Below are 25,659 nucleotides of genomic sequence, written 5' to 3' on the forward strand. Positions count from 1 at the left end.
TTCAGCGGGTGGGCCGATCGATTTGCGCAACGTTGATCGACCGCATCGCCATCGCATCGACATTGATCAATGTTGACGACGGGCGAGCCGCCGTCGTCCATGTTGATCGACGCCGCGCCTTTTTGTCAGCGAAGCGTCACAGCGTGTGCGAACGATCGCCGCGCGCGAACGCATCGATTGCCCGGTCGATTCCGCGCGAAAACGCGATTACCTTGAACAACTCGCCCATCTCGGCTTCGGACATCAGTTTCTGCACGGCGTTGGCGGCCGGCAGGAAGCGGGCCGTATCGGCCGGGTCGATGTCGGCCAACACCTCGGTGATGCCGGCATTCATCAGAAAGCGTGCCTGCGACGTGTAGCCCAGCAGGTCCGCCCCCGTTTCGACGCCTGCCTCGGCGATGCGCGTGAATTCGACGTGCGCAGTGAGATCCTGCAACCCGGGATAGAGGAACGGATCGCCATGCGCGCGGTGCCGGTAGTGGCACATCAGCGTACCTTCGATGCGCTGCGGATGGTAATACTCTGCGCGCGGAAAGCCGTAGTCGATGAAAAACGCCGCACCACGAGCCAGCATCGAGCAGACGGTGCGCGTGAATGCGGCGCCGGCCGCATGGGTTTCGGCGATGTAATCGGCATCGGGGCCGCTTTCCGCATCGATTGCCGCGTCGATTTCGGCAAGGAGCGCTGCGTCCTCCTGCGTCAATCGGACCTCGGCCGCATCGAGCGAACGCGCCTCGAATCGCAGCGCGCCGCGCTCGTCGACGGCCACGCCGCGTGCATGCCAGACGCCGCCCGTGCGGGCGTACAGTTGCACCGGCATCGCGTCGAGGACTTCGTTGCCCAGCACGACGCCCTCGAAACGCTGCGGCAGCGCATCGACCCAGCGGACGCGCGAGGCCAGGGCGCCGGCTTGCGCTTCGATCGTCGCGCGCTGACGCTCGCGGAGTTCGCCCGACAGATCGACGATCGTATAGCGTTCGAGCGGCGCGCCGAGCGCATCGAGCGCCAGCAGGAGGCCGGCCGCGAGCCGTCCCGTGCCGGCGCCGAACTCCATCAGTTCGCGCGTGCCGCTCGCTTCGAGCGCTTGCGCGAGCGGACGGGCGAGCGCTTGGGCGAACAGCGGCGACAGCTCGGGCGCCGTGACGAAATCGCTGCCGTCCTCGGCGCGGCGGCCGAATTTGCGTGCGCCGCCGCTGTAATAGCCGAGGCCGGGCGTGTACAGCGCGAGTTCCATGTAGCGGTCGAACGGCAGCCAACCGCCGGCTGCCGCGATCGCGCCGCGGATCTGTGCGACGAGCGCATCGCTGGCCGCGAGCGCATCGGCCGTCGGAACGGGTAAACTAGCGGGTTCGTGAGCATTCTGATTCATTCCGGCATTGTAAATGGCTCCTTCACGCTTTGCCGGGATAGTAGAGGATTGCTGACGACAAGAAATTCAACGGGTTACGACAGCCGCGCTTGGATTCTTTATCGCCGTGTTTCATGAATTTTCGGCGCCGCTGTGCCAGCAGTGTGCCAAGGCCCCCGTCGCGGCGCAAGGAGCCGCTGGCGAATCGTGTCGAAGGGGCGTGTGTGGCGGCGCTCGCGAGCCTGGCCAAAGTTATTTAGCCGTTGAGACGGTGATTTGGCCCTGATAAAATAGCGATACGACTGAAAAACCGGCGACACACCGGTTTTCAGCTCGCCGCTCGCGCCGCAGCGCATGCCTGAGCAAATCCGCCGGAGTTTTTGCCGGATTTCGCTTCGAATTTCATTCCCTGAACCACCCAAAATGTCCGATACCTGCCAGGCAGGCGTTGCTGCGCGCTTTTTTTCGCGTTTTCAGGAGCAAGCATGCCTACCATCACCATTCCAACGACCGTCGAGAGTACCCCGACGACATTCACGCCCGCATTTCAATTCGTCGCCCAGTCCGACGCCTTTGATGACATCTGGAGTTGCAGCGCCATGATTTCCGGGAAGTCGATCGAGCAGGTGCGAGAAATAGCTATCACCAAGCTTCGGCACCCGGAACGAGGACCGTATTACTACGGGGAAACTCAGATTGCGGCGCTGCTTGCCCAGCTTGGATTTGTGGCAACCGTGTATAAACCGGTTTCTAAAATATCGGAAGTCCCCGATTTAGCGTTAATTCTTATTGATTTTCATGAGGAAATGCAAATGGGGCGACATATTCTTTTTCACCGTGCTCGTGGGTCTCACTCTCCCGGAACGACGATCGAGTATGCACTTGATCCTTCGCTAGGATGCAAGCCAACTGATCGCATCCGCACCAACTTTAAGAATATCGCCGGCCACTGGATTATCGGCATCCACAGTATGAATGCCAAAGCAAGCGCCACTAAGTAATTTCGAAGACGGTTAATGGCCGTCGCCGGAAGGCGGATCGAAAGCCAGAGCGTCATGCGCCTGGCTTTTCACATTTGTGGCGTCCGGTTTATCGCCGACCGGCAATCTTAAAGGAGATTCGCATGACTATCGACCGCATCGCGCGTGACAGCAACACCGGAGTATGCCGCTCGCTGCAAACGCCTTCGCCGCTGTTTCGGCTCGGGCGAATCGTCGCTACGCGAGGGGTGCTGAAACATCTCGAACGCTACGGCATTCAGGCCGATCCCTACCTGCGGCGACATGTGCGAGGTGATTGGGGAGAAGTGCCGCCACAAGACGCTTTAGCCAATGACCGAGCAACGAAGGAGGGGGCTCGTATCCTGTCGTCGTATGAGATTGCCGGCCGGAAGGTGTGGCTCATTACCGAGGCGGATCGTAGCGTCACAACGCTGCTCTTCCCGTCGGAGTACTAGCGGTCGGCCACGAGCGGGGTTCAAGGTTTAGACGGTCAGGGCTAGCGATACAAGCTGCGTGGGTCGCCGGATGCCGGCGTGACGGTCCCCGCCTCGCTTGTTTCAACGGCGACAAGTTCCGCCATCGGCACGCCTAGCGCTTTCGCGATGCGTGCGATGTTGCAGATCGAAATGTTGCGCTCTCCGCGCTCGACAGAGCTGACGTAGTTCGGGTGCAGTTCGGCCGCTTCCGCCACGTTCTCCTGGGTCAGTTGCTTCGCCTTGCGGATGCGACGCATGTTGGCCGCGAATAGACGCTGCGCATCACACTTTTGCGTTGGGTTGGACATGCCGAAAGTGTTCCGGCACCGCACCCGCAAGACCACACACTTTGAGTTTGGTTTCAGGTAAAGTACGCGCGAACCAAACGCAAAGTGTTTGAAACATTACGAAATCATTTCGGTAGATGCATGCTAATGCGGCCGCGCCGAACTCAGGCATCCGTGCTGGCGTTGCTGCCAAACCAGTTACATGGCGCGCGCAATTGAGCGCCTGCCGCTGTCAGCTACGGCTGGCGTTTTGATATCGGGGAAAACAACCATGAAGACTCGTACTCGGATTTCGTCGGGGATTTTGATCGCGGCCCTGGCCGCAGCAACACTTGCGGGCTGTGAGAGGGGGCAGGGCACGGGATCGCAGCAAAGTTCCGCGACCGCGAGCAATGATCCTGAACAAGCAAAAAAGAGCGCGCTTCTGAGCGACATTTCCGGCGTCTGGAATCCTGACGACAATTCGGGCCTATGGATGCTTTACTACGCCGACAACAAGTTCGAGTCCGTTCTTGGGGATAACTTCATGCCCGTCACCGTCGGCGACGTGGATGCGACCAACGAGACGGTTAACTTGAAGTTTGGCGGGCAAGACGGACAGTCGCACATCATCACGATTCGTCGAGTCTGGGATTCGGCGCACACGACATTCCACCTTTCTGCGACCTTATGGGACGGTACTCACGCGTCCCTTTCGTTCGTTCGAAAAGTGTCGTCGGATGACCTGAACCACATCGCCCAACTGGAAGCCGCAGCAAAACCTCAAGCGGGACAATCCAGCCTCGCGTCGGCGGTATCAGCTACACAGCCGCAGCCTTTGGCGCAATCGACGCCGCCCGTTGCTACGGTGCCTACAAATGCTGCGTCCGATAGCGGTACGAATACGGCTTCCGTCGCGACGCAGGCTGCCTCATCCCCTTCCGTTCAGCCGGTTCCATTGACCCCGGCACCTAGCGCGGCGGGAACCACCTATCAGACGAGCTTCGATTGCAGTACGGCAAGTTCCGTTCCGCAGTACCTGATTTGCCATGACCCGGCGCTGGCCGCATCAGACCTCAGCCTAGAGAAGGTAATGGAATACGCAAAGGCATCCGCGCGCGACCAGCAGGCTTTCGCCGACAGGGTACGCAAGCAGTGGAACTATCGCGAAAGTCATTGTAAGGACGTGCCGTGCCTTACCGCGTGGTACCAATACGAAACCGGTGTGCTGACGAAGATCGCGCAGACCGGCGATGCGAATGCGCAGTAAGAGAGTGACCATCAAACGGGGAATCGAATCATGGCATTTTGCGAGCAATGCGGCACACAACTCGGAGAGCGCGCAGCCTTCTGCGCGGGTTGTGGCAAGGGAGCGCCGACGATCGCGTCGGAGGGAATGCGCGAGCGCGCGTCGAGTCAGGCTTTCGCTGATTCTACGGCCGCATCCATTGATGACGTCAGCGGTTACCCTGAGAAATGGCGGCAGCGCTTCGCCGTTATCGAGAAAGCGGGCGGCGAGCGTGTGCGGTGGTGGCGCTGGCCGGAAGGTAAACAGCTTACGGGGAAGGAGAAGCGGCTGATTACCTCGAACCTGTGGGCTTTCGTGTTCGGGCCATTCTATTACCTATATCTCGGGATGTGGCGCAAGGCCATCACGCTGTCGCTCCTCGCGCTGGTGATCGACGTTATCCTCGGCGCGGCCGGTGACGTGCTCGGTTTTCCAGTGGACAGGTTTCTCTGGGTCGTCTCAGCCATCATTTTCAAGCAGTGCGCGAACGTCGATTACTATCGCAGGGCCGTGCTAAAGCGGAACGAATGGTGGTGATATCTCAACCGCTCCGAACACTTGACAGGAAACGGTGCATGAAACGCCTCCCTTGCACATTGACTGCGTTGCTGGTCGCCGCGCATGCGCATGCAGCACCGCTTGATCGGGGCGACCTCCTGACCTTCCCGACGCGTGATGGCGTAACGCAAAGCGTCTTCATCGAATCGCCGTCGCCGAATCCGCCGATAGTTGCCGTCTTGTACAGCGGTGGCGATGGGACCACCCGCCTCAATGGGAATGGCGCGACGAGTCAGCACGGCAACTTCATCGTCCGTACCGCCCGCTTTTGGGTGGAGCATGGCTACGCGGCGGTCCTGACTGACGCGCCGTCCGACATGCAGATTCGTGGCATGGACGACTACTGGCGTCGCAGCAAGGATGCACTGGCTGACCAGAGGGCAATCGTTGGACAGGTTCGCCAGCGCTTCCCGAGCTCGAAAATCGTTTTGGTCAGTACGAGTCGTGGGACCGTCACGGTCGGCAATGTGCTGGAGCACGCACCAGAGTTGGCTGACGGATACGTGCTGACCTCGCCAGAGTCGGTCGCCATCAAGCATCCCGGCATCTCGGACCTCGATGTGCCGGAACGGTACCGCAGCAAGGTGCTGATCGTCTCGAACAAGAACGACGTTTGTCCCGTCGCCAACTATGCGGGCGGCGAGCGCCTGGCCTCGCGCAACAACGTCGCCTTCATCACCGAGGAATCGGACGAGGGAGGCGGCGACAAGCAATCTGACTGTGGCGGCCACTCGCCGCACGGCTTCCTCGGCATCGAAAGCGACACGCTGAAAGACATCAACGACTGGATCGAGCACAAGCTGCAAGGCACGATCGCCGCACAATAGATTCCGCTGCAAAGCAGCACACGGCCACCACAAGCGATCCGCGTTGAAGCGTTTCGGCTACGAGAAGCTTCCCACCTGACGTAACCTCGACGTACAACGCGTCGCTCCCCAAACACCGATCAACGAAACCGAAGCCAGGACATCGCGCCCTGGCTTTTTTGCATTTCAAGGAGGAAGTCATGACCGCTGGCCCATTTCCTGTTTCGCCTGCCATGGCCCGGCCCGAACAGATGATTCGCCATCCGCTCCGCGACCTCATCGCGGGGCTAATGCTGCTGCCAGTCAAGCGGTGCGGGGAACCCGACTACGCTGAAGCCGATTCCGATGTGCTGGTCAAAGTGACGGAGGCTGCCGACATGGCGATCCAGATCGTTCATGATGGGCTGGCCTCCATCGGGATACTGCACGCGTACTCCGCTCAGGAGATCGTTGACGGACAACTTCGTATCGAGCATGCCGTGGCACTGGGTCGATGGCAGATTGAACTGTGCGAGGTGCTTTCATATGCCTACGGGCTGAGGATTGATTGCCGCCGATACACCACCGACTACGTCGCGCGGGAGGGCGGGCAGCAATGAGCATCATTTCGTATCTGCGCGTGTCGACTGCCGGGCAGACAGTTGAAAACCAGCGACAGGCTATCGCAGCCGCTGGCTACGAGGTGGAAAGGGAGTTCGCAGACCAAGCGACGAGCGGCACGACTGCTGCAGACAGCCGCGGCGGTTGGGCCGCGTGCGCGCAATATTTGCGGGACGGCGATACGCTCGTTGTGTACGCGCTCGACCGGCTCGGCCGCAGCACGGTTGATGTCCTTACAACCATCAATACGCTTGGCGCGCGCGGAGTGCGGCTGGTGATCCTGCAGCAGCAGTTCGATACCGGAACGCCGGCGGGCAAGCTGGCCTTGACCATGTTCGCGGCTTTCGCCGAGTTCGAGAACGGTATTCGACGGGCTCGTCAGCGGGAAGGAATTGCCCGCGCACGCGCGGAAGGTGGAAAGTATCAAGGTCGTAAGCCGAAGCTCACGGTCGAGCAGCAGGCCGTGCTAAAGCAGCGCTTCGATGCGGGTGAGAACCGCAGCCAGCTTGCCCGTGACTTTGGCGTTGATCGAGTAACGGTCCACAGGTACTGCTCCGACGGCGCAGTTGGCCGAAGCGCAAAGCCTTAGAGTCGACCGGTCGGCTCCAGCCGCCCCTAGCGTTGGTGCAGGCATCGCCCTTTCGGCCAACGCCCCGCCCGCCAGACGGCAGCGGGATGGATTTCGTATAAAATGCGGATTTCCCCGATGTCCTTGCTAATGAACCGAAGGCGCCTTCCTACAGACCTGCCGCTACTCGAGCCTACCGAGCTCGTTCATTTGCATCAGCCTAGCGGCAAGGCGATTTACGAGTGGCGAAGTGTCTCGGAGCCCGATTGGCGCTTGCTCAATGGGCCGTCCAAGGAGGCTCTGGATCTCGTCGAAGACGGGAGCGTTGACTGTGTCGTTACATCTCCGCCTTATTTCTGGCTTCGCGACTACAAGGTCGACGGGCAAATTGGTCTCGAAGATAGTGTCGAAGCGTATGTTGTCGCTATCAAGGAAATAATGCAGAAGGTTCGCGATAAGCTCAAGCCGGAGGGCGTGCTTTTTCTGAATCTTGGCGATACATATTATTCCGGTAAGGGTGAGCCGCGCGGAAAAGACAAGAAAAGTTCGAAACGCCGATTTGGACTCAGGGCCGTCGATAGGAGTGGTGGCCTTGGTATTGGCATAAAGCAGAAATCTGCAATCGGAATTCCCTGGCGTGTTGCCCTGGCGATGTGTCTAGATAATTGGACACTACGTTCGCCAATCGTATGGCACAGGGAGAATTGCCTAGTTGAGCCTACTGCCAAAGATCGGCCGAGCAGAAGCTACGAATTCGTTTTCATGTTCGTCAAGTCGCGGAAGTACTATTTTAATAAAGGCAATCTGCCCAACGATAGCTGGGCAGAGGATGTATGGAACATTGCAGCACGCCCAAACGTAAAGGGGTCACTCGATACCGCGCCATATCCCGACGAGCTTGTTGAACGGTGCTTGACCATTGGGTGCCCAACTGGAGGGACTGTGCTCGACCCATTTAACGGAAGCGGGACTACCATGCGGGTTGCGCTGAGCATGGGGCATCCGGCTATTGGTATTGACCTAAATAAAGATTTTTGTGAATACGTGAAGCGGACCCTACCAGCGTAGCATGTATGTCGAAATACCTTTCGCTTGCACAGATTCGAGATTCAATGGGGCGCCTGGGGCGCTTCCATATATTCTTTGCGACTACGTTCCTCGTACTGAAGCGGAACGAGGCGCCAGTAGGACAGACAATGCGTCTATCTCTCGACGCAGAGAATCGAGAGCATCTTAAGCGCTATTTTCGCCTACATCCAAAGTCTGATTATTTTTTTACGCCATTCCAGACCAGGAAAAATGAAGGGCGTTGGCGTGAGCCTAAGTATCCGTCCACCTCTTTGCAAGCAATTAACACGCAAGGATTCGCGGGTGCGTTGCTGCATATAAAAAACGAGAAGGATTGGGGGTGGGAGACCGGCTATCTTGCATTTCTTGCGAGCAAATTGCCAAAGGGACAAAAACTGCCTCTGGTAGATTTGGCGATTTGGTTTGAGCGGGAAACACGGTGGGACGACGACGTCACGCGAGCTGACATCGCGCGGAAGTTCGTCGGAGATTTTCATCTGTCCGACGCTGAACTGAGCACCTTATTTGATGCCACGGATCTATCCAGCCTAACAGAGGAAGCGGCTTTCGAATCGACTCCGGCGAAATGGGATCGTATTATTGAAGATTTTGGTATTCCAGTAGATGTGCCCAGAGAAGGTGGTGCGATTCTTCAGTTTCTTGAATTTTCGGGCATAGGTCCCACCAAAAAGCTGACCTTTATTCCAGCCTCCCGTCTAAATGTTATCACCGGAGATAACGGTCTCGGGAAAACGTTTTTGCTTGATGTTGCGTGGTGGGCATTGACGCAGGAATGGGCGGAGGAAATGATCGTTCCGCTTGAACCTGTTGCTACCCCTCCTCAAATAAAGTTTTCGGTCGCCACGACGGCCGATGAGAAACCGGCTGTCACTGAATTTGACGCGAAAGGCTATCGGTGGAAATTGCTTTCGCCCCTTTCTACGGTTTCAGGCTTAGTTGTATATGCACGAGTGGATGGCTCATTTGCCGTCTGGGACCCAGCTAACCCCCAGCTTGTCAGCAAGGATGCATGCGCATCATTTACGCGCGAAGCGGTATGGAATGGGGGGGACGGAATTGAGGGATTACTTCGCGACTGGATTAGGTGGCAGACGAGAGAGAATGAGTTTCCTGTCTTTGAGACGTTCCAGAAGGTTATTCAACGTACAAAGCCGCCAGACATAGGAGAGCTCCGCGTGGGGTCGCCTACGCGAGTGCGCGGTGGATCGAAAGAGATACCTACGCTTGTCCATCCTTATGGACGTGTTCCGATTACCTATGAGTCAGCCGGCATCCGGCGAATTCTCACGCTCGCGTATTTGATCGTTTGGGCTTGGGAAGAGCATAAGTTGCGGGCGAAGGATGCCGGTCGGCGCGAGGAGCGTCAAATGGTGATTCTGCTTGATGAGGCAGAGGCGCATCTTCATCCCAAATGGCAGCGCGTTTTGCTGCGAGCCTTGCTTGGTATTGCTCAAGATCTTCATGAGGAACTGCGCATTCAATATCTTATTGCTACGCATTCCCCGATGGTGCTGGCGTCAGCCGAATCAGTGTGGGATGAGGAAATTGACCGTCTCTTCCATCTAAAGCTCAATGCAAATGGAAAGGTATCTTTTGAAGGGGTGCCATTCGAACTTCGCGGAACAGCGGACTCCTGGCTTAAGTCGCCATCATTTGATAATTTGCATCCTGGATCAGAGGCGGCTGAAATAGCAATTCGCCAGGCGAAAAATTTAATATCTACACCGTCGCCAGATGTGCGTGAGATAGAGGTCGTAACGAACCATCTTGCTGATCATATCGCCGCGGATGACCCTTTTTGGCTGCGATGGATCGTCTTTGCTACCGAGCACGGCGTTAAAATATGATTCGTGTGAAGATGCCCGCCCCAGCACTTAATTACGACGGGGATGTTCGTGTGCCAGGCGAAGCCTTCCTTGCAACTAATCCACGGCCAACAGGGAAGGAATGGCGGAGCAATAAATACTGGTCAAAAATACATGACCCCCTCTATGACGCCCTGAGTGGCATATGCTCGTATTGTGCATCTTTTACACCGAGACGCCAGAGTGCTTCATCAATAAATCATACCTCCATCGATCATTTCGTGCCAAAGACAAAGGATCCGTCCTTAGCTTACGAATGGTCAAATTTTCGTCTTTGTCGCGCTAAGCTTAATCATCGCAAGGGCGAGCATGACGATGTTCTAGATCCATATGTCCTCGCCGAAGGATGGTTCCGATTTAACTTTACGACTTTCGAACTGTATCCTGATCCCGATCTCTCAGACGACGACAAAAAGAAGGTAAATGCTACGATCGTGCGCTTTGAGTTGAATGAAGACGACAACCTTGTGCAGGAGCGACTCAGGGCCGTTTACGCCTATGCAGATGGAAAGTTGACTCGTGAACAACTGACGCGGCTATATCCGCTAATCGCCAGCGAAATGGTTGCTCAGGATTTTGATGTCAAGCATTTGCCTAGATTTCGCCGTTTGCTCGAAAACCCCAGAGTTAGAGATGGTCTCGGGATATAGTTCGCCGACTACAGCCAAATGCAAAACGGTGGGCGCTTACCGTCGCCACTCCTTAATGCGTCGTCAGTCAACGATGTTTTGAGCGCCTTCGCGCTCCGATGTCCATATTTTTTGACCGTGGCAACTGTTTCACTATTGCCGTTCCGTTTAGAACCAAAGCCTAGACTACCTCTCAATGAGGACATAGTGACAGGATTATCGTCGCTCATCCTAGCGGTTGCTGCGTTTCAAGTATCTTGGCAGCGTTCTCGACGCTCCCATTTATGAATTCGCGCATCGCAGCGAGCATCGATGCCGTGTATCTCATCGATGGGTCCGGCGACCCATCGAAGCGAGCGTCTGCGTTCTCTGCAAGCTGTCCGAGAAGGGCGTTTCGGCGCGCTTCGGGCAAAACGTAACAGACGGCGTCGGCGAAGATGAACATCGCTTCCACAGCCGCGCTGACCGCGGCGAAAGCGCTCAACCCCTTTTTTGCCTCTTCGGCGGTCTCGACGAATGGTTGCGCCATCTCGTCAAATGCAAGCAGCTCGGCGTCGCTCATTCGGCCGGCGGCTCGGCGGGACTCGTCTATGGCGACGCCCAGATCGCGCTGTAGGCGTTCAGGGTGCGGGCTACTTAGAAGAAGGCATGTTACGAGGGCATTGTAGACGACATGCCTCCTAGTGAGTTCGTCGGTGCGTTCACGCAGCGCTCCAATGATCTTTCCCTGTTCCTCGACGAGGGAGCGTAGCTGTTCTAGGTCATTCATGCTAATGGCCGTAGCGGTTTGCTCGATTTCATAGTTTGCTTGCCGCGGTGCTTGATTATCCGAGATCTCGGTTTTCGCCCCCGGATTCCCGCACGAAGCTGCTTTATATACCTTATTGAACGGGCAGATTGCGCGCCCCTTCGGTTTTCCGGCCCTCACGACTGAGCGCTACGCCAGCATATCATGCTCCATTGAGCAAGTTCGATTTTCTCGGCGACACGCCGAGCAAGTGTTGGCTGCGAACGAGAAGAACCTCACCTCGCTGCGGCCGCCTTGCCGGACATTCGGCGCAAACCCACGCACGTGAGGCAGAGCCCATCCTCGATGGTGACGAACTTCTCGCGTTGAGGCGATCCGGGCTGGTGCGGCCTATTCGCCGGCCGCGCCTCGGGCGGCGTTGCCCGCGTTGCCCGACACTCTGGGCGCTTCATCGGGCAAATGGGCTTCGAGGAGGGTGGCCGGACGCGGCTGAGCGCGAAAGACGCGGCGCACCGCGCCGTCGTCGCCCATCTCCACCACGAGACGCAACCCTTCTTCCACCTGTGCGGCTTTGCGCAAAAGCGCCCCTTCGATCTCCGCGTGCCGCTCAATGAGCCGATCGCGAGCGACCTCAAACTGATTCTCGATCTCGCGAACGCGCACCCACGCGTCGATCTGTCGATCGCGCCGTTGCGCCGGCAAAGAGAGGACGCTCTTCAAGTCCAGCTCGATTCGCCGCGCAGCGAAGGCCCGAAAATCGATGTTGGGGCGGTTGAGTCGCCGTTGCAGCCGCTCCATGCGAGTGACGGAATAGGGATCGCGCAGCGGGAGGGCGAGGCTGACTTGGGCGGCATACGCCAGCAAGTTCGTCGCGAGCACGTCGAGCCGACGCCAGGTCGCCAGTTCGTCGAACTTTCCGATAAGGTTCGCCGACGTTTGGCCGAGTCTCTGAAACATGCCTTTGCGCAGCGATGTGTCGCGCAAGTCTCCGGCGAGCCGGTCGAGCGACGTGTCGACCAGGTGTTCGATTTTGTCGAAGAGTTGATCGGTCTCCCGAAGGCGGTCGATCACTTTGGCCTGGCCTGCTTCGTCAAGCTCGCCGCGAAGCAGCAGCTCGACATCTTCGTGCAGACCTTTGGAGAAAGCGAGAATCTCGGCCTCGCGTTCGATCTGCCGCTCGCGACGCAGATTCTCGATCGAGCTCGCGATCTTTTCGAGTTTCGCATTGATCTGCGCGAGGTGCTCTTGGCCGACGACGAACGAGATGACCTGAAACGACGCGGCCGCGACGGTCGCGAGCTTCCGGCTCCCTTCGCCCGCTTTGACCAGACGACCCTGGGCGACGTAGCGTCCATTGGGGCCGACGGCCCCCGAGCGGTAACCTTCGCCGATGGCCTTTTGCAGGACTAGTGTGCCGTCGGACAGCTGGCGCGTGATCTCAGGCGTGAAGCACAGCTCGTAGAGCTGACCGCCCGCGCATGTGATGGCGGCGGGGACGGTGCCGTTGGCACGGCCAACAATCGACGATAGCATACCGAGCGAGCGCGAGAGCTCGGCGTTGAGCGGCACCTCGACCGCGAGTGTCGCATCGAAGGCGAACACCGGCTCGACTTGCACGAGTTCGGCGATCGCCTGTTCTTCATGTGACGGGACCCTGGGCACCGCCGACGGCGTCGTAGCTGGCCGCGCAGGAGGCGACGACTCCGCCGCCTTCGCGTCCGCCTTGCGCAGGGCGCGCCGTCGGGCCGAAGCCTTCCAGCCGCCTCGGATGAATGCGCCGGCGCTGGCGGCCGCAGCAATCGTGGCGAATGCGGCGGCAAGCGTGTGGGGATTCATCGCGCTGCTCCTTCACTTCATCTTTTAGATCTCTCGGCGTGTCGCCCGTCGCCCGTCCAGAGCGGTTGGGCGTTTGTAACAAGCTCTAAGCATAGCAAGCTGGCGCGGCGCGTGTGGGCCCCCTGGCGATCGGTTGGTCAAGCGGTCGGACAAGGTTCGATGGCATTAGCCGGTTCGATGCTGTGCGGCTCGTCGCTTTGGATAGGGACATGGGGCGCGCGAGCAAGATCATTCCGAGCGTGCGTAAACGACCCGAAAATTTATTCTGGGGCCGTGTAAACGACCCGGGCAATCTTTTCTAATTGGAGTTTTCCTTTCGCGTACCTGCCCGGCCAGCGAAAAAATACTAGATACTGCGACTTGGGCATTTCGCCCGACGGAGAACGAAAATGGCTTCTAAACGCAAAAATCCGTGCAGCCTTGTTGTCGTGAACGAGCGCAATGGCAACGTACTGCGCGGGACATCGGCTATCTTACACGCGACGAGTCGAGCCGGTGGTTTCGACAAATATATGCAGGATTACGGCAACGCGATTCAGCGCAACGTCTTCGACGCGCTGATCGAGGGGGAGCGCAAACCGCATTTGCGCAGGGCCTCATGAATCAAATCCGGTTGCAGTTCGGTGTTCGATGGCGCCGAACCGCGACCCGCGGCAAGGAGAGCGCCACGACGCTTCCCACACGCGCAAGGTCACGTACTCGTCAAACTTATGTCATGGAACAAGTTGCCTCACGACATGCAGGGACAAGGGTACTCTGACAGGTAGATGACGTCGGGGAACGGCCGGTCTCGGCGGCGGTCGGCCGTTCGAATGTCTCTGCTCGCGCGACGATGAGCGTCTGGAACTGGCCGACTAGCGCTGAGCGTAGCCGTTGCGTTTGGCTAAGCCATCATTTCGCTACGGCTTTATCGGATTACGCTACAGTTTTCGATACATCATTTGCCTGAATTGCATCCGTGGCGCTGGCGTTTAGCCAAATGCAACGGCTACTCTCGAAGCAACCGGGGCTAGCTGCACTTTAGGCGACATTTTGTTCAAAAAAGGTCCTCAGGATCGCGCTCGTGCTTTTCGCTGTACTCGCCCGTCAGGTGTCAACGCGAAAGGTGGTCTGGCAGGACGGGCAGGTGGCGTCGACCAGTTTCCCGGCGGGTAGTCGGATTTTCTGCCGGCATGACGTGCACGCGACGATCACCTTGCCGTCGGTTGAATTCGATCGGGACGAGATCGAGGCAGGGATTGCGGCGCCCGGAGTGTCGGCGGAAGGTCGCGACGTCGTGGCTGGGTGCGCGGAAGATGCCCCGGGCGGGGTGGAGCGGTCGATCGCGTCCAGCTCCCGCTGACGATTGGCGGAAGCTGAGAGATAGGCCGACGATTTGGCAGCGCGACCGTCCAGGACGCCTTGGGCCACGATGGCGACGAGGAAACCCAGGAGGGCACCGCCGACCAGGCCGCCGAAAAACGTGGCGTTCGGGAAGCACGCGATCCCAAACCAGGACGCGACGCAGGACCAGCCGTAGACCTTGCCGAAGGACGGGAAGCATTTCGCCAGGCGTGGTCCGTAGCGCTGCTCCACCTCCATCCGCAATCCGATCTTGCGCTGCTCTTCGGCGCGGACCTGGCGTTCCACGTCCCGCTGCTGGCGCGCTTGCTCCTGGTGGGCTGCGTGCTGGCGCTCCTGCTCGACACGGGAGAACTCATCGCGGGCGAGGTCGCCGGCGGCGCGTTTGACCGCGCTGATCGCCACCTCCCGCGAGCATCGAAACCACTCCTTGCCCTCGCGGCGCTTGCGCAGGCGCAGGTGGGCTTCCCGTTCGACGGCGCGCGCGTCCGGCACCCGCGTCGAGTATTCGACGACCACGGGGTGGGGCGAATGGGTCCCGTTGAGCTGGGCGGCTCGTTCTTCGGGCGTGCCGGTGGTGAAGCCGACCTTCACCAAACCTGGCATCGCCTTGTTCGACATCACGTAGACGAAACCTTCCACGGAGATCCCTGCGATCGGCATGGTGAGCAGTGCACGCGGTCGGCCGCTTGCCAGATCGTGGCGAGCTGAGCGTGACCGTGCGAACGGGCCTGGACCGCTGACGCGAAAGCTGTGTGCAGTGGAGGTAGTACGGCGTTGTACGCGGCGACGGCGAGCGACAGCGTTTTGCACGGTCCCATGTCGGGGATCACGTCGCCCACCTTGACGGTGCTTCCGTCCAGGCAGGTGCCACGCCACTGGGCGATGCGGGCGTTGAGGACGTTTTCCACTGAGGTCTCCTCGTTCTGGGCGCGGTCGAGGTTGTCGTCCACGATCGAGATCTGGGACTTGTCGACGCCCATCTGACCGACGATCACCCCGGCTTGGCCCTGCGCGACACCGTTGCCGGTAGCTTCGAGGCGCTGGGCGCGATCGAGCTTCGCCTGCTCAACCGTCACGGCGTGCTCGTAGTAGATCTGGGCCCGGGGCAGGCGTCCGAGATGCCCGTGCGCGCTCGCGACGAAGCTATTGATGCTGTCGGTGAGGGCCTTGACTTGGCGGTTGAGCTGATCGACGCGTTGGCCCCGTTGGCGCGCGGCGATGATCGGCTGGCCTGCCTGGTTGAGCTGGACGACCACCGCGTCAAAGTCGGAGGGTTGGCCCTTGGTGAAGTGCTCGACACCGGTCTGGGCGCCGTTGGCCACCGTGAGGTCGATCCCGTCGCCCGTCACGGACCCGCTGAAGTTCTGCCCGATGGGCAGGGGTGTCGCCAGAACCGTCAGCGTGATGCTGTTCCGGTCGACCGAGCCGGACACGTTGGTGCTGCTCGACGACAGGGTGCCGTCGTTGTTCAGCCCGGTGTGGCGGATCGTGCCAGTGAAGTGGTGGTCGGGGGTTTCGGTGATTTGGAGGAGGTCCGCCTGGTTGCCGGCGTGGGACACGTACGACCCGGACACGGAGCGGTCACCGCACCCGACAAGGAGCAGAGTGCTCCCCACGATCACCGTCAGCCACGTCGACAGGCGTCCGCCATGGCGTTCACGATGTTGGTCCTTCATCCCCGGCCCCCGTCTGTTTCTCGCATGTTGTGGCGACAGTATAGCGACAGCGCCGGTGCACCGGACTGGCAGCACAGGGTGGCGAATGCCTTGATGCGCAGATACCGGCGAGTCATCAGCGTGGGCAGCGCAGGGCCCGATGGGTCAACCCGATCAGTGGGTGCGGAAGGTGTTCCAGGTATCGGTGTCGAAGTACATCGACGCCATCACCTCGAACAGGTACAACTCGAGGTCGTTGTCGATCTGGACGAACGCGACCGACATCTCACGCAAACGGCCCTGGGCGGTCAGGAAGACCTCGCGGAACTGATCGTCCTTCATGGCCTGATCGCGCTTCATTTCATGAGGGAAGTCTTCGCTGGCCATCTTGTAGACCAGGCTCGCCGTGAAGTGCGATTCGAAGTTCAGGTGCTGCACCAGGCGTTTGACCACTCCACGAGAAATCCCGACGTACACCGGGCGGTCGACGTCGATGAACACATAGCAGCCGGGAAAGTCGGTGCTGTGCCCGAGTTTGGTCAACAGCTCGCGCCGGGCGCTCTTGAATCCCACGAAGGTGGTGGCCGGCATCGGCGTTAGCTGCGCAGTCTTCAACCTTTCCAGGTGAGCAGGCAGGACGGTGGCGGCAAGTTCGTCGAATGTGTGGGTACAGTTGTCGATCGGCATCGAGGTAATCAGCGGGTGGTGGAGGCGCTGATCATAACCGGGGATCCCGGGCAGATTTTTGGTGCGCACCGAAAGCGGTGCGTATACCACAGGATCGCTGCAGGGGCGTGGGTCAGGATCCGGTGCAAACCAACAGCCAGCCGAAATAGCGGCGCACCAGACGCCACGGCCTGCCCCGGGCATCGCACTACCCACGCCATTCTTTACCTGTACGTGTAGCGGATCGGGTTAGCTGCGCCACGTTTTCGGTACTCGTCCGGCACACGTTTGCCGACGTACAGCTCTTCGATTTCGATCGGTGCCGGGCTGCCGCGGAACCCATATCGGTCGGGCTCTTCATCGCGTGTGGGAAAGTTCTTGGAGATCGCCTGAAGCCACTCGACGGCGACGAACGCACCGACAATCAGTCCCTGCCGGCACGCGAGCACGTACTCAGCGCGATGTGCCCTCTTTGGGTCGACTTTCCAGGCGAAGCTCACAGCTGTATAGAGGTCCTCCCTTATTGCCGTCTTATTGACGTTGATGAGCAGAAGGCGATGCTTGATGCTTGCCGCTTCCGCCAGGTAGCGGACCAGAATTTCATCGGCGTGCATTACGCCCGTTGCCGAGCTTCCAACGCCTCCTGCCACGTTGGTAAGCCCCGGATAGGCATCGAGCAGCGCAGCTTCGACCTCCAGCGCGGTCTTCTCATCCATCCCGTGCCGATGGATGACGTGCCCAACATCAAAACCAGCTAGTTTGATCTCGCGGATCCGTTTGACCTTATTTGCGACCGCGTCATCCTCGATCGCCTTCTCAGCCCGGATATGCTGAAAAACGCGGTTGTCCCTTCCCTTCCCGACGTAGAAGGTTTCGCCGTTACGCGGGTCGATGAGACGGTACACGTAGAATTGGATAGCTTCAGCGACGGACTGGGGAAAGGTCTTGATTCTCGACATTTAATAGGTCTCCACGGGTCATCGATCTTTCGACTATACTCGTGCTGGATGGGTTCGATAAATATTCGAGACGGCGCAGCAACCAAAGGCGACCTACAATTACTTGCCGCGCGGGCGCGGCAAGTAAGCGGCCAGTTATCCGCTCGCCTTTGGTCAGGCCGATGAACAACAGACGCGGCAGAGCCTCTCCGGTGACCGATTACGGTCGTAGGCTAACCATTTAAGAATCACTGTCGTTGTTCTGTTGACGGAGATCCTCTGCTCCGTCACGTAACGATACGATGCCGAGATACAGGCATATGGGGATGGTCTTGCGAAATGCTGCCGACTGCAAATCGAACGCTAACCATACAGCAGACGCAGCCCAAATTATTGGTCCCAGTGCTTGCCCCGGCAACTTCGATACCAGTTGTTTGACCAGGGCAGATGCAGCCTCTTTGCCAATGACGGCAGCGAGAACAGAGATGGCAATGCTTTGAATAATTCCCATCGCTACTTTCTCGCCTAGCACCGCATAGAGCGCAGGTAAAGCAGCAAGTTTACCCTCGGTTTCGATCTTCCTCAGTATCGCTTCTTTTTCTTTTTCTTTTTCGCTGATTCCTTGCGTATCGAAATATGCGGCCAAGTCCTTGGGAGATTTCGTTGCGAGTTCTTTTTCAACGGTAGAAAGGACAAGTCTTTCAAGGAGCGTTTCAACGCTTCCCCCCATCTTAATTTTCACTTTGACCTTGTCGCAAACATCTTTAATTAGTTCTTCGGACGGGACCCCAGGTTCTTTACCGAACAGTTGCCGAGCGACATAGGCAACGTCCGACGAGCCGTAGTAGCGAATCTGTTTGTCTAGGAGCGACAGAAGCTCTTTCCGGGCCGCTGTGCTGGTACTGCTCTGCGCCAATAAATCCTTTCGTTTCTTATCGTCGGTGAAAGCCGCATAGCTTTCAAGAATCTTGCTTATTTGTTCGAGGTCAGCCTGCTCGCACTTTTGGAGAACGGATAGCATGGTGTGGTCAGAAATGATGATTGAGGGATGAAAGCTGGATTTTATGTGATACTTGGCCGATTCGCTGCATGCGGCGCTGCGGACCGCAACTGGCCGCGAACTCTGGTGATTGCGGGTATTCACGCCGCAATGCGCATCAGCCATGTTTGCCCCCGGAGCGATGACGCGATGCCGATCACTGCCGGTCGATCTGCCACGTACACCGCGAAGCAGTCGCACAAATGTTCTTGTGGCCAACGGCCGCAAATGCGGCCGTTGTTGTCTGTATCCCGAAAGCGCCGATTCAGCGTGCCGTGCGGCGCATCAGATCGCTCGCCGCCACCTCGTCGTACTTACGACGCATCTCCTTCCTGGTCGACGGCCAGTTCTCCTCGCAAAAGCACCACGGCGCGTCCGTCGCAGAGGGGCGGTAATCGCCGGGGTAGCGCAGGATGTCGGCTAGGTCCCTGCAGTGCAACTGAGAATGCTGCATCCAAGGGATGTTGATGTCGACCTGTGCCTTTTTCAGGATCGCACATGCGACAGCGGAAAAACGCTTGGCCGGGGCCTTGCTGCCTGCGATGTTTGGATACGCACGCGGATCGTGCCCACCGACGTACCAGCGAAGCACGCCCTCCTCAATCGGGCTCAACCGCCAGTAGACTTCCTCGCGTGGCACGCGGTTGCGTAGACCCTCCTCCAGACGCAGAACGTCACGCACGGTCTCGTTGAACAGCGATTCGTATACTCCGTCGGCGTAGGCATCCTTCCAGTCAGCCAGCGCCGTCAACTTGCGGGCCTTCAAGAAGCGCTCCCCAAGCCGCGACTCGACGCGCACGATGCAGGGCATTGGGGCGAGCAGGTCATCGACGGGGGCTCCCGCAGCCCACTTACAATGTTCGAGCAACGTCTTGATGTACGCCTGCACGGTGTACTCGCGATCCGGTAGCGTGACCGTCACGTTGGTCGACTCCTTGCGCTCGTAGCCGCGAACCAGCACCCGGCCGGTGACGCAGATCATGTCGATGAATCGTTCGGCCTCGGCACTATCGGCGCATATCATCAGAAACGCTACAGTGACCCCACGCAGCGAGACATCATCGACGCCGAGCAGGTCGAGTTCGTGCCGGGGCACACCGTGGGACGCCAGCATGATCCGCAGCAATTCGAGGGCTGAATGTCCGGCAGCGTGCACACTCGTTCCGTGCTGGACGTTTTGCCCGACGACGGCGTTGGGGACGCTGACGTCCATATCGATCCGCGCGGGCAGCGGTCCAAGCTCTGGGCAGCGCGGGTCAGCCTCGCAGCGCGCGACCCACTGCATTCCCGTGCCGCTCATCGGGCTCTTTTCGCGATTGGGCTTGGCGTAGTGCTCGACGACGTTCCCAAGTGGCGTGCGCGTGGTGCAAAGCTTCGCCGGGATGCTCTGCCGAGCCAGCGGCGACATCTTACCGAGGTCGATGGTTGTACGGATAGTGTCGGTCATGAGTAGCTCCATGAAGTGGTTAGAGCTAGCCCTTTACCGATGCCACCTACGGCGCTGAGATTGCAGCCTGGCCATGCCGTGGAGGCGGATCGGCTCGCTGATACAGCGCGATGATCGCGACCCACCGATGGCCGACGTTGCCTGCCGTGGCCGCGGCGTGTGGCACATGACGGCCGAACATGGAGCACGGACCATGAACGCGCAACGTCTGGAGACACAATGCGTGACGGGTCCAACGGTGAGCATGCGGCGAGCAACGAGTGACGGCCTACACGTGGCTGGTCAAGTAGTGAGCGAGCAGTATGCAACGGTGAGCGCGAAAGTGTGTGGCTTATATAGTGCGCAAATTCGCGCTTCCGGCGCGCTGGCGATTATGCTCATTACATCGTCTGTGATAGCAGTTGGACGTCGCCGCATTGCGGAACGCCCCGGATAGGTGGAATGCACGCGCGCACGATCATCTTCGCGCAGAATGTGCTCGCGTTGGTCAGCCGCAGGCCGAACCAGGCCGCTCCGACAGGCGGTTCAGCGGTTCATGCGCTATGGCCGTGAATCAGTGAATCGCCGCCGGAATCCGGTCGCAATCAGCGGTCTGATACTCGTTGAGGCTGCGGCGGGCTGCATAGATGCGTCTACGGGCTTAATCGTCCAAGAGAGTGCCGCAGATACGGTTCACCGGTTCAGTGCCATTGCGCGTGAACCGATGAATCGTCGTCTGATATCAGTCTTCCGTTTCAGCGCCGTCTTGGTCGGGACGCGGCATTGCCGTGATGTCCTTCAGTCGTCGCTGAACCATGCTCTTGCTAAGGCCAACCGCGTCGGCGATCTTCTGTTGCGTCAAGCCTTGCTGACGTAGTGCCAAGATCTTTTCGTCTTCTGGGCGGACTGATTTTTCAGCGGCTTCAATCCTGAAATGCAGCATGTCATCTGCCGTCCAGAATGCACCGTCAAAATCCCCCTTCAATTCGGGAAGGTGATCACGCAGCTTCGTATGTCGGAGCGTGAAAGCCGTCTTGCCGGGTTCCTCGCGCGGCGACAACTGAATCGAGTAGTCGAGGAGGTCTTCATGAACGCTGGTTCCGCGCTGCGCGCCCGACTTCCCGGTGTGATGTACGAGCAGCACTGCGACGCCACTCAGACGCTTCCTGATGATCCACTGCTTGATGAGCGCAAAGGACGCGGCGTCTTCCCGTCCGCTGGTGGTCAGTGCGGACAGGTTGTCAATAATGATCAGCTTCGCGGAATACGGAATGATCTCATCGAAAGCTTCCTGTCCCTCCAGCGTATCAATCGAACCAATAGGGTCTCCCGCCGCATCCCGGCTGATGATGTGGAAGTTTTGCCCCGCCCGCATAACCGAATTGGGCTTCGTGTTCTTTGCGTTCAATAGCCGAAAACGCGTTTGCAATCCCTGTTCTCGCATTTCGCCGTCGATCAGGCACACTTCGGCTCCGCTACCGATACCCCAGGGCTCGAGAAGTTTGGCTCCGGCTATTGCATAGCCAATCGTCATCGCCAGCAATGACTTGCCGCAGCCGCGCGGAGCGACGAGCATTCCGACAGAGCCGGCGAGAATGAGGTCCCCGAGTAACGAGGTCGATTGCGGTAGAGTTTTTTCCAGGAACTGGCCGAGCGTGATGCACATCTGGCTCGGCGGTGGCGGCTGTTTTCTGGGTCTTAGCGTCATATCGTCATGTGTCCAGAGATGATTGATGGGCCGGATGTTTGCTTGCATCCACCTAAATCGAACGAGCTATTGACCTTGCAGCCAGAGTTCAAACTTCTCTGCATCGATAAGTACGCGGCGCGCACCCTCGGGGCGAACAATGCAGTTTAGAAAACCATTGGATTTCAGCCCGTTTTTGGGATGTTTCGCATACTGCTCAGCCTGAAAGACAAGATGTCGTACTGCGCCCTCCGAATACGGATAGCGTTGCGCGGTTTGCTTGATCGTGAGCCAGCGGCGGTCTTCGAGCGGCGTCGGTGCCGTCTCGGCCTTCGGCGTGCTATAGCGGCGCTTGCGCGGTTTCTTCTCGCGGGGCGGGGTTTCTGCCGCCGACGCGTCCGAGGGGCAGGTCGCCGGAGCCGGGGCTGGGTGATCGACCACAGGTTTGCCGGCTTCGGCCTGTCTGTCACCGCCTTCCGAGGCGAGAGCGCGCGGACGGGGCTGGCCGGGATGGATCATCTCTCCGGTCATCACATTCCAAGTCGGGCCGACCCAATGCCTTACGGGCTGCCGCTTGGTCCGCGTCGGTGTCGGGTCGAGTCCATCGTCTTGGGTGCCGGGATATGGAGCGGCATGACGCGAACCAACCGGCACGGCCGTCCCTGGCGAACAGTCGGCGTGCGGGGCGTTCTTCGAAAGCGAGTGTGCGGGATGTTGCATGTTCATCGATGCTCCTGGCGATGTTGAAAATGGCGGTTGATGTCGAGCGCCGATCGGTATTCGATCGCAACTGATGAGGGCAAACCACGGCAAATAAGGAGCAACGATGAAAGCGGACTGCTGCGGGAGGTTTGTAGAGATGCACTCAAATAAATCGCGTGAAATCAAAGGGATGTCTGATTTCATGATTCCGTTGCGCTTGGCGATGATTCCAGGGGAAATAAGGGGAATCCGGTCGTGGGCGCTGCGCGCGGGCCGTGAAGCGATACCGACGAGCCCAGTAGTCGCCGACAGACCGATAGCTTGAGGTGGGCAATGCAGACGGCTTACTTACTGCATCGGAGCAAGCGGCTCGTATGGGGAGGGGGTTGACGAGGATGATCTCGTCGCGGGATTGCTGGCCGATCGCAGCGATCAGAACTGTCGATCGGCAGATGCCGCGAAATCAGGCCAATTCGGCGTCGGCAACAAGATCGGTTGGTGCTGCGCCGATCAAGAATGTGTACTGGTGCATGACAAGGTCGATACCGGTTCGCAGTGCATCCTTGAATTTTTCGGACTCTGGCGCGGGCCGGTTAGGGCACTGCTTCCATCCGCTCTCCCCCCAAATGGCTTTGTGATACGGATCCGTCTGATCATAGATTGCGTTCGCAATGCGGTCCGCACCTGTTGGCGAATTGGCGCGTTTGGGGAGTCCAAGTTGCAACTCAAGCATGCAGAGCGCGCGCTTTAACCAGAACTCTTGGCGATTCGTTGTACCGGCTCTTTGCCGTATCGGATTCGCGAGTCGTTTCGACGATCTAAGCCGCTGCTGCAGGAACTGTAGCTGCTTCTCGACTGCCTTTAACTGTTGGGGCAGAGAATAGGCGACGTCGATCAATACAACGTGCCAGTTCTGCCACGCGCTCGCTGGTTCACGAGCCAGATCGGAGAGCGCCGTCCGTATTACGCCAAACGGAATTGCTACGGCTCGATTCGGCTGGAATGGTAGCACCTGCGGTTCGGGATCGGTGGGAGCATAGTTCTCAACATGCAGCGAGGACGCGCGACACATTAATTCCTGAAAGTGCCGTGCAGCCTCCTGATTCGCGCGTAGCTGTGGCTTGATGTGGCCATCGAGGCTGACCGCGAACGCCATCTCGGATTCGCGTGCAAATCCGGTCAATTGGAACGGCGTGATAGTCGGTGCGTCGATGCTGCGAACGAGCTTACCGCCGTTGTCACGTACTTCAAGCACGCGCCGCTTCGGAAGATTGTCGATTCGGCCGAAACTGATTGCCCGCTCGCCCCGATCATTGTAGCTTTCGATCTGCCCATACACGACGGGAGATTCGATGAGCTTTGCTTGGCCCGTGTATCCAACAGAAATCCGGTTACCGCGCGGGCTGACTTTCCACACGCTCTCACGTCCCGCGAAAAATGGTTTGCCAACCGCGAAAATCGGCTCAGTCAGCAGGAAGAACCATGACTGCTCCTTGCCCAGCTTGGGAAGGTCCGGCTCGGATGGGTCAAACCAATCGCCGATGCCATAGAGACGGGTGCTGTCGAAATCCCGCACGCGAAGCCCGCTTTGGTCTGTATCGGGATTGGCTTCGAGAAACTTTCTGAGAGTGAGAGGAGCAACATGCGGCCACTCGCATCGAGGCCCTAGGACCTTGCCGTTCAGGCTGAAATACCGGACATCAAATTCTTTGGCCTTCTCAAACCATTCGCTGTCCCGCCATTGATAGAAATGGCGTTTTCCGGGGTTCGTCAGCAGCGCCGGTTGATTTTGAAGAAGTTCGTAGTCGCGGCGGTAGCCGGGGTTGAGACGAAGGAATTTCCAGGCCCATTCGTCCCCGGTCATCTCCAGTTGTGTTCCATCAAGAGCAAACGGGTATTTGCCTTGAGCGAGTGGAAGGCTAAGAAGGGGACTGGTCTGACTGGTCATCGCAGATGTTCGGAATGTTACGTCGGGTCAGGCGTCGATTGATCGTCCTTCGAACTGTCCGCGCCGCCGAGGCGGGCGGCGTTCACGCGTGTGAGTACGCCGGCAATGTGATCCTTGCCGAAGTGGGCGTATCGCTTCACCATGTTCAGTGTTCTGTGACCGAGGATTTCCGCGATTTCCGGCGCGGTAGCACCGCCCATCGCGAGGTAGCTGGCCGTCGTATGCCTCAGGTCGTGAAATCGAAAGTCTTCAATGCCTGCATGCCGCCGTGCAATGTCCCAAGCAGGATGGATGTTTATCGGCTGGTCAGGCACTCTGTCGCTCGGAAAGAGCAATGCATCCGGTTCGGGGCGGCCCGTGCGCTTATCCGCATGTATGGCGTTCAACCGTTCGATTTCCTGCAGCGCCACGCCGGTCAGTGGCACGCCGCGCCGCTCACCGTTCTTGGTGCGGTTAAGCAGGATCAGCCCGTAGCTACCCTCCTGTTTTGGTAGCGAGATGTCGCGCCAGCGCAAACCGAGGATTTCGCCGCGCCGCATGCCGGTCGAGATCGCGGTGACGACGATGACGTAGAGATAGCGGTTGGTGGATCGGGCCGCCGCAGCGAGTAGTCGGTCGCGCTCGTCGTCGCTCAAATGCCGCACGCGTTCGTTATTGACGCGTGGCTTGGCGACCCTGGACATCGGCGATGTCTCGAGCCATTGCCATTCCTTCACAGCTACGCTCAGCACGTGCGAAAATGTCGCGAGGGAGCGAACGACAGTGGCGGCGGCGCGCGGCCCACCGTTGGGAGTCGGGATGCTGGCGAACTCGTCGCGGCAGGTGCCGATTAACGCGGGCGTTAGCTCGGCAAGGCTGTAGGCGCCGAGCCGTGATGACCACCAGTCGAGAACCCGGCCTTGATCCGCCTCGCGTTGCGGCTTGCGGGTAAGCAGGATCTCCTTGCGATACCTGTCGATCATCTCGCGCACGGTATGGCGCTCGGCTTCGACGCGCTGCATGTAGCGTCCCGCGCGCAAATCGGCTTCCACCTGTGCGGCCCATTGTTTGGCGAGGGTCTTACTGTCGAAGGTTCGAGTCTGCGGAGGGAAGCCTTTCAGCCGAATCTGCACATGGTACGACTTGTTCCCCTGTGCATCCTTGCGTTCACGGATCGTTGCCATATTGTTCTTACCT

Annotated in this window: 26 protein-coding genes; 11 read left to right on the plus strand and 15 right to left on the minus strand. The window is 58.8% G+C overall.

Annotation, left to right across the window (positions count from 1 at the left end; all coding sequences use genetic code 11):
* Positions 1-136 precede the first annotated feature (136 nt).
* Both C0Z19_RS09970 and C0Z19_RS28220 read right to left on the minus strand, forming a co-directional pair.
* Positions 137-1,369: a class I SAM-dependent methyltransferase gene (locus C0Z19_RS09970; RefSeq protein WP_102609662.1), complete on the minus strand. Its 1,233-nt coding sequence runs from the start codon at positions 1,367-1,369 to the stop codon at positions 137-139.
* A gap of 307 nt (positions 1,370-1,676) precedes the next feature.
* Positions 1,677-1,835, minus strand: coding sequence for a hypothetical protein (locus C0Z19_RS28220; RefSeq protein ID WP_158242961.1), 159 nt, complete (start codon positions 1,833-1,835; stop codon positions 1,677-1,679).
* Between C0Z19_RS28220 and C0Z19_RS09975 the strand changes: the two genes are divergently transcribed.
* Together C0Z19_RS09975 and C0Z19_RS09980 are read left to right on the plus strand one after the other, a co-directional pair.
* Entirely contained in the window at positions 1,834-2,349 is a 516-nt protein-coding gene (locus tag C0Z19_RS09975; RefSeq protein WP_102609663.1) for a hypothetical protein, read from the plus strand. The two genes, C0Z19_RS28220 and C0Z19_RS09975, sit on opposite strands and share 2 nt — an antisense overlap.
* A gap of 122 nt (positions 2,350-2,471) precedes the next feature.
* Complete coding sequence (locus C0Z19_RS09980; RefSeq protein WP_199180769.1) at positions 2,472-2,804, plus strand: hypothetical protein; 333 nt, start codon at positions 2,472-2,474, stop codon at positions 2,802-2,804.
* A gap of 41 nt (positions 2,805-2,845) precedes the next feature.
* On the opposite strand, the gene C0Z19_RS09985 is transcribed toward C0Z19_RS09980, so the two are convergent.
* Positions 2,846-3,133, minus strand: coding sequence for a helix-turn-helix domain-containing protein (locus tag C0Z19_RS09985; protein ID WP_102609664.1), 288 nt, complete (start codon positions 3,131-3,133; stop codon positions 2,846-2,848).
* Positions 3,134-3,383: 250 nt separating this feature from the next.
* Here C0Z19_RS09985 and C0Z19_RS09990 point away from each other — a divergent pair, with 250 nt between their 5' ends.
* The 8 genes from C0Z19_RS09990 (at position 3,384) to C0Z19_RS27935 (ending at position 10,515) form a co-directional block, all read left to right on the plus strand.
* Positions 3,384-4,361 (plus strand): lysozyme inhibitor LprI family protein, encoded by a 978-nt coding sequence (locus C0Z19_RS09990; RefSeq protein ID WP_102609665.1) that lies wholly within the window; start codon positions 3,384-3,386, stop codon positions 4,359-4,361.
* Between the two features lie 30 nt (positions 4,362-4,391).
* Entirely contained in the window at positions 4,392-4,916 is a 525-nt protein-coding gene (locus C0Z19_RS09995) for a DUF2628 domain-containing protein (RefSeq protein WP_102609666.1), read from the plus strand.
* Positions 4,917-4,984: 68 nt separating this feature from the next.
* Positions 4,985-5,764: an alpha/beta hydrolase gene (locus C0Z19_RS10000; protein ID WP_102609667.1), complete on the plus strand. Its 780-nt coding sequence runs from the start codon at positions 4,985-4,987 to the stop codon at positions 5,762-5,764.
* A 179-nt stretch (positions 5,765-5,943) separates the two neighbouring features.
* Complete coding sequence (locus C0Z19_RS10005; protein WP_146012030.1) at positions 5,944-6,342, plus strand: hypothetical protein; 399 nt, start codon at positions 5,944-5,946, stop codon at positions 6,340-6,342.
* Positions 6,339-6,932: a recombinase family protein gene (locus C0Z19_RS10010; protein ID WP_102609669.1), complete on the plus strand. Its 594-nt coding sequence runs from the start codon at positions 6,339-6,341 to the stop codon at positions 6,930-6,932. Before C0Z19_RS10005 ends, C0Z19_RS10010 begins: the two co-directional genes overlap by 4 nt.
* A gap of 117 nt (positions 6,933-7,049) precedes the next feature.
* Complete coding sequence (locus C0Z19_RS10015; RefSeq protein WP_158242962.1) at positions 7,050-7,979, plus strand: DNA-methyltransferase; 930 nt, start codon at positions 7,050-7,052, stop codon at positions 7,977-7,979.
* A gap of 128 nt (positions 7,980-8,107) precedes the next feature.
* A complete protein-coding gene (locus C0Z19_RS10020) occupies positions 8,108-9,847 on the plus strand; it encodes an AAA family ATPase (RefSeq protein ID WP_158242963.1) in 1,740 nt (579 codons plus the stop codon).
* Positions 9,844-10,515, plus strand: a complete 672-nt coding sequence (locus C0Z19_RS27935; protein WP_146012031.1) for an HNH endonuclease family protein — start codon at positions 9,844-9,846, stop codon at positions 10,513-10,515. The genes C0Z19_RS10020 and C0Z19_RS27935 overlap by 4 nt, the downstream gene beginning before the upstream one ends.
* Before the next feature lie 205 nt (positions 10,516-10,720).
* Here the strand turns inward: C0Z19_RS27935 and C0Z19_RS27940 are convergent, their stop codons facing one another.
* Entirely contained in the window at positions 10,721-11,263 is a 543-nt protein-coding gene (locus C0Z19_RS27940) for a hypothetical protein (RefSeq protein WP_146012032.1), read from the minus strand.
* A gap of 369 nt (positions 11,264-11,632) precedes the next feature.
* Positions 11,633-13,078 (minus strand): hypothetical protein, encoded by a 1,446-nt coding sequence (locus C0Z19_RS10035; protein WP_102609674.1) that lies wholly within the window; start codon positions 13,076-13,078, stop codon positions 11,633-11,635.
* Between the two features lie 389 nt (positions 13,079-13,467).
* Between C0Z19_RS10035 and C0Z19_RS10040 the strand changes: the two genes are divergently transcribed.
* Positions 13,468-13,680, plus strand: coding sequence for a hypothetical protein (locus C0Z19_RS10040; RefSeq protein WP_102609675.1), 213 nt, complete (start codon positions 13,468-13,470; stop codon positions 13,678-13,680).
* Positions 13,681-14,164: 484 nt separating this feature from the next.
* Here the strand turns inward: C0Z19_RS10040 and C0Z19_RS10045 are convergent, their stop codons facing one another.
* From C0Z19_RS10045 to C0Z19_RS10090, 10 genes are all read right to left on the minus strand, one after another.
* Positions 14,165-15,061 (minus strand): GIY-YIG nuclease family protein, encoded by an 897-nt coding sequence (locus C0Z19_RS10045; protein ID WP_102609676.1) that lies wholly within the window; start codon positions 15,059-15,061, stop codon positions 14,165-14,167.
* Positions 15,040-16,098, minus strand: coding sequence for a hypothetical protein (locus C0Z19_RS10050; protein ID WP_102609677.1), 1,059 nt, complete (start codon positions 16,096-16,098; stop codon positions 15,040-15,042). Before C0Z19_RS10050 ends, C0Z19_RS10045 begins: the two co-directional genes overlap by 22 nt.
* Positions 16,099-16,251: 153 nt before the next feature.
* Entirely contained in the window at positions 16,252-16,854 is a 603-nt protein-coding gene (locus tag C0Z19_RS10055; RefSeq protein WP_233196079.1) for a GIY-YIG nuclease family protein, read from the minus strand.
* A gap of 113 nt (positions 16,855-16,967) precedes the next feature.
* The gene (locus C0Z19_RS10060) at positions 16,968-17,702 is read right to left on the minus strand and encodes an LEM-3-like GIY-YIG domain-containing protein (protein ID WP_102609679.1); all 735 of its coding nucleotides are present in this window, start codon (positions 17,700-17,702) and stop codon (positions 16,968-16,970) included.
* A gap of 220 nt (positions 17,703-17,922) precedes the next feature.
* Positions 17,923-18,846, minus strand: coding sequence for a hypothetical protein (locus tag C0Z19_RS10065; RefSeq protein WP_199180770.1), 924 nt, complete (start codon positions 18,844-18,846; stop codon positions 17,923-17,925).
* 139 nt (positions 18,847-18,985) lie between these two features.
* Positions 18,986-20,167, minus strand: coding sequence for a hypothetical protein (locus C0Z19_RS10070; protein WP_146012033.1), 1,182 nt, complete (start codon positions 20,165-20,167; stop codon positions 18,986-18,988).
* 721 nt (positions 20,168-20,888) lie between these two features.
* Positions 20,889-21,902, minus strand: coding sequence for an ATP-binding protein (locus C0Z19_RS10075; protein ID WP_102609682.1), 1,014 nt, complete (start codon positions 21,900-21,902; stop codon positions 20,889-20,891).
* 18 nt (positions 21,903-21,920) lie between these two features.
* Entirely contained in the window at positions 21,921-22,739 is an 819-nt protein-coding gene (locus C0Z19_RS10080) for a hypothetical protein (RefSeq protein WP_146012034.1), read from the minus strand.
* Between the two features lie 259 nt (positions 22,740-22,998).
* Positions 22,999-24,483: a hypothetical protein gene (locus C0Z19_RS10085; protein WP_146012035.1), complete on the minus strand. Its 1,485-nt coding sequence runs from the start codon at positions 24,481-24,483 to the stop codon at positions 22,999-23,001.
* Positions 24,484-24,500: 17 nt separating this feature from the next.
* A complete protein-coding gene (locus tag C0Z19_RS10090) occupies positions 24,501-25,484 on the minus strand; it encodes a tyrosine-type recombinase/integrase (protein WP_233196080.1) in 984 nt (327 codons plus the stop codon).
* Positions 25,485-25,659 lie beyond the last annotated feature (175 nt).

Source organism: Trinickia soli, from assembly GCF_002879855.1.
Taxonomy (GTDB): Bacteria; Pseudomonadota; Gammaproteobacteria; order Burkholderiales; family Burkholderiaceae; genus Trinickia; species Trinickia soli.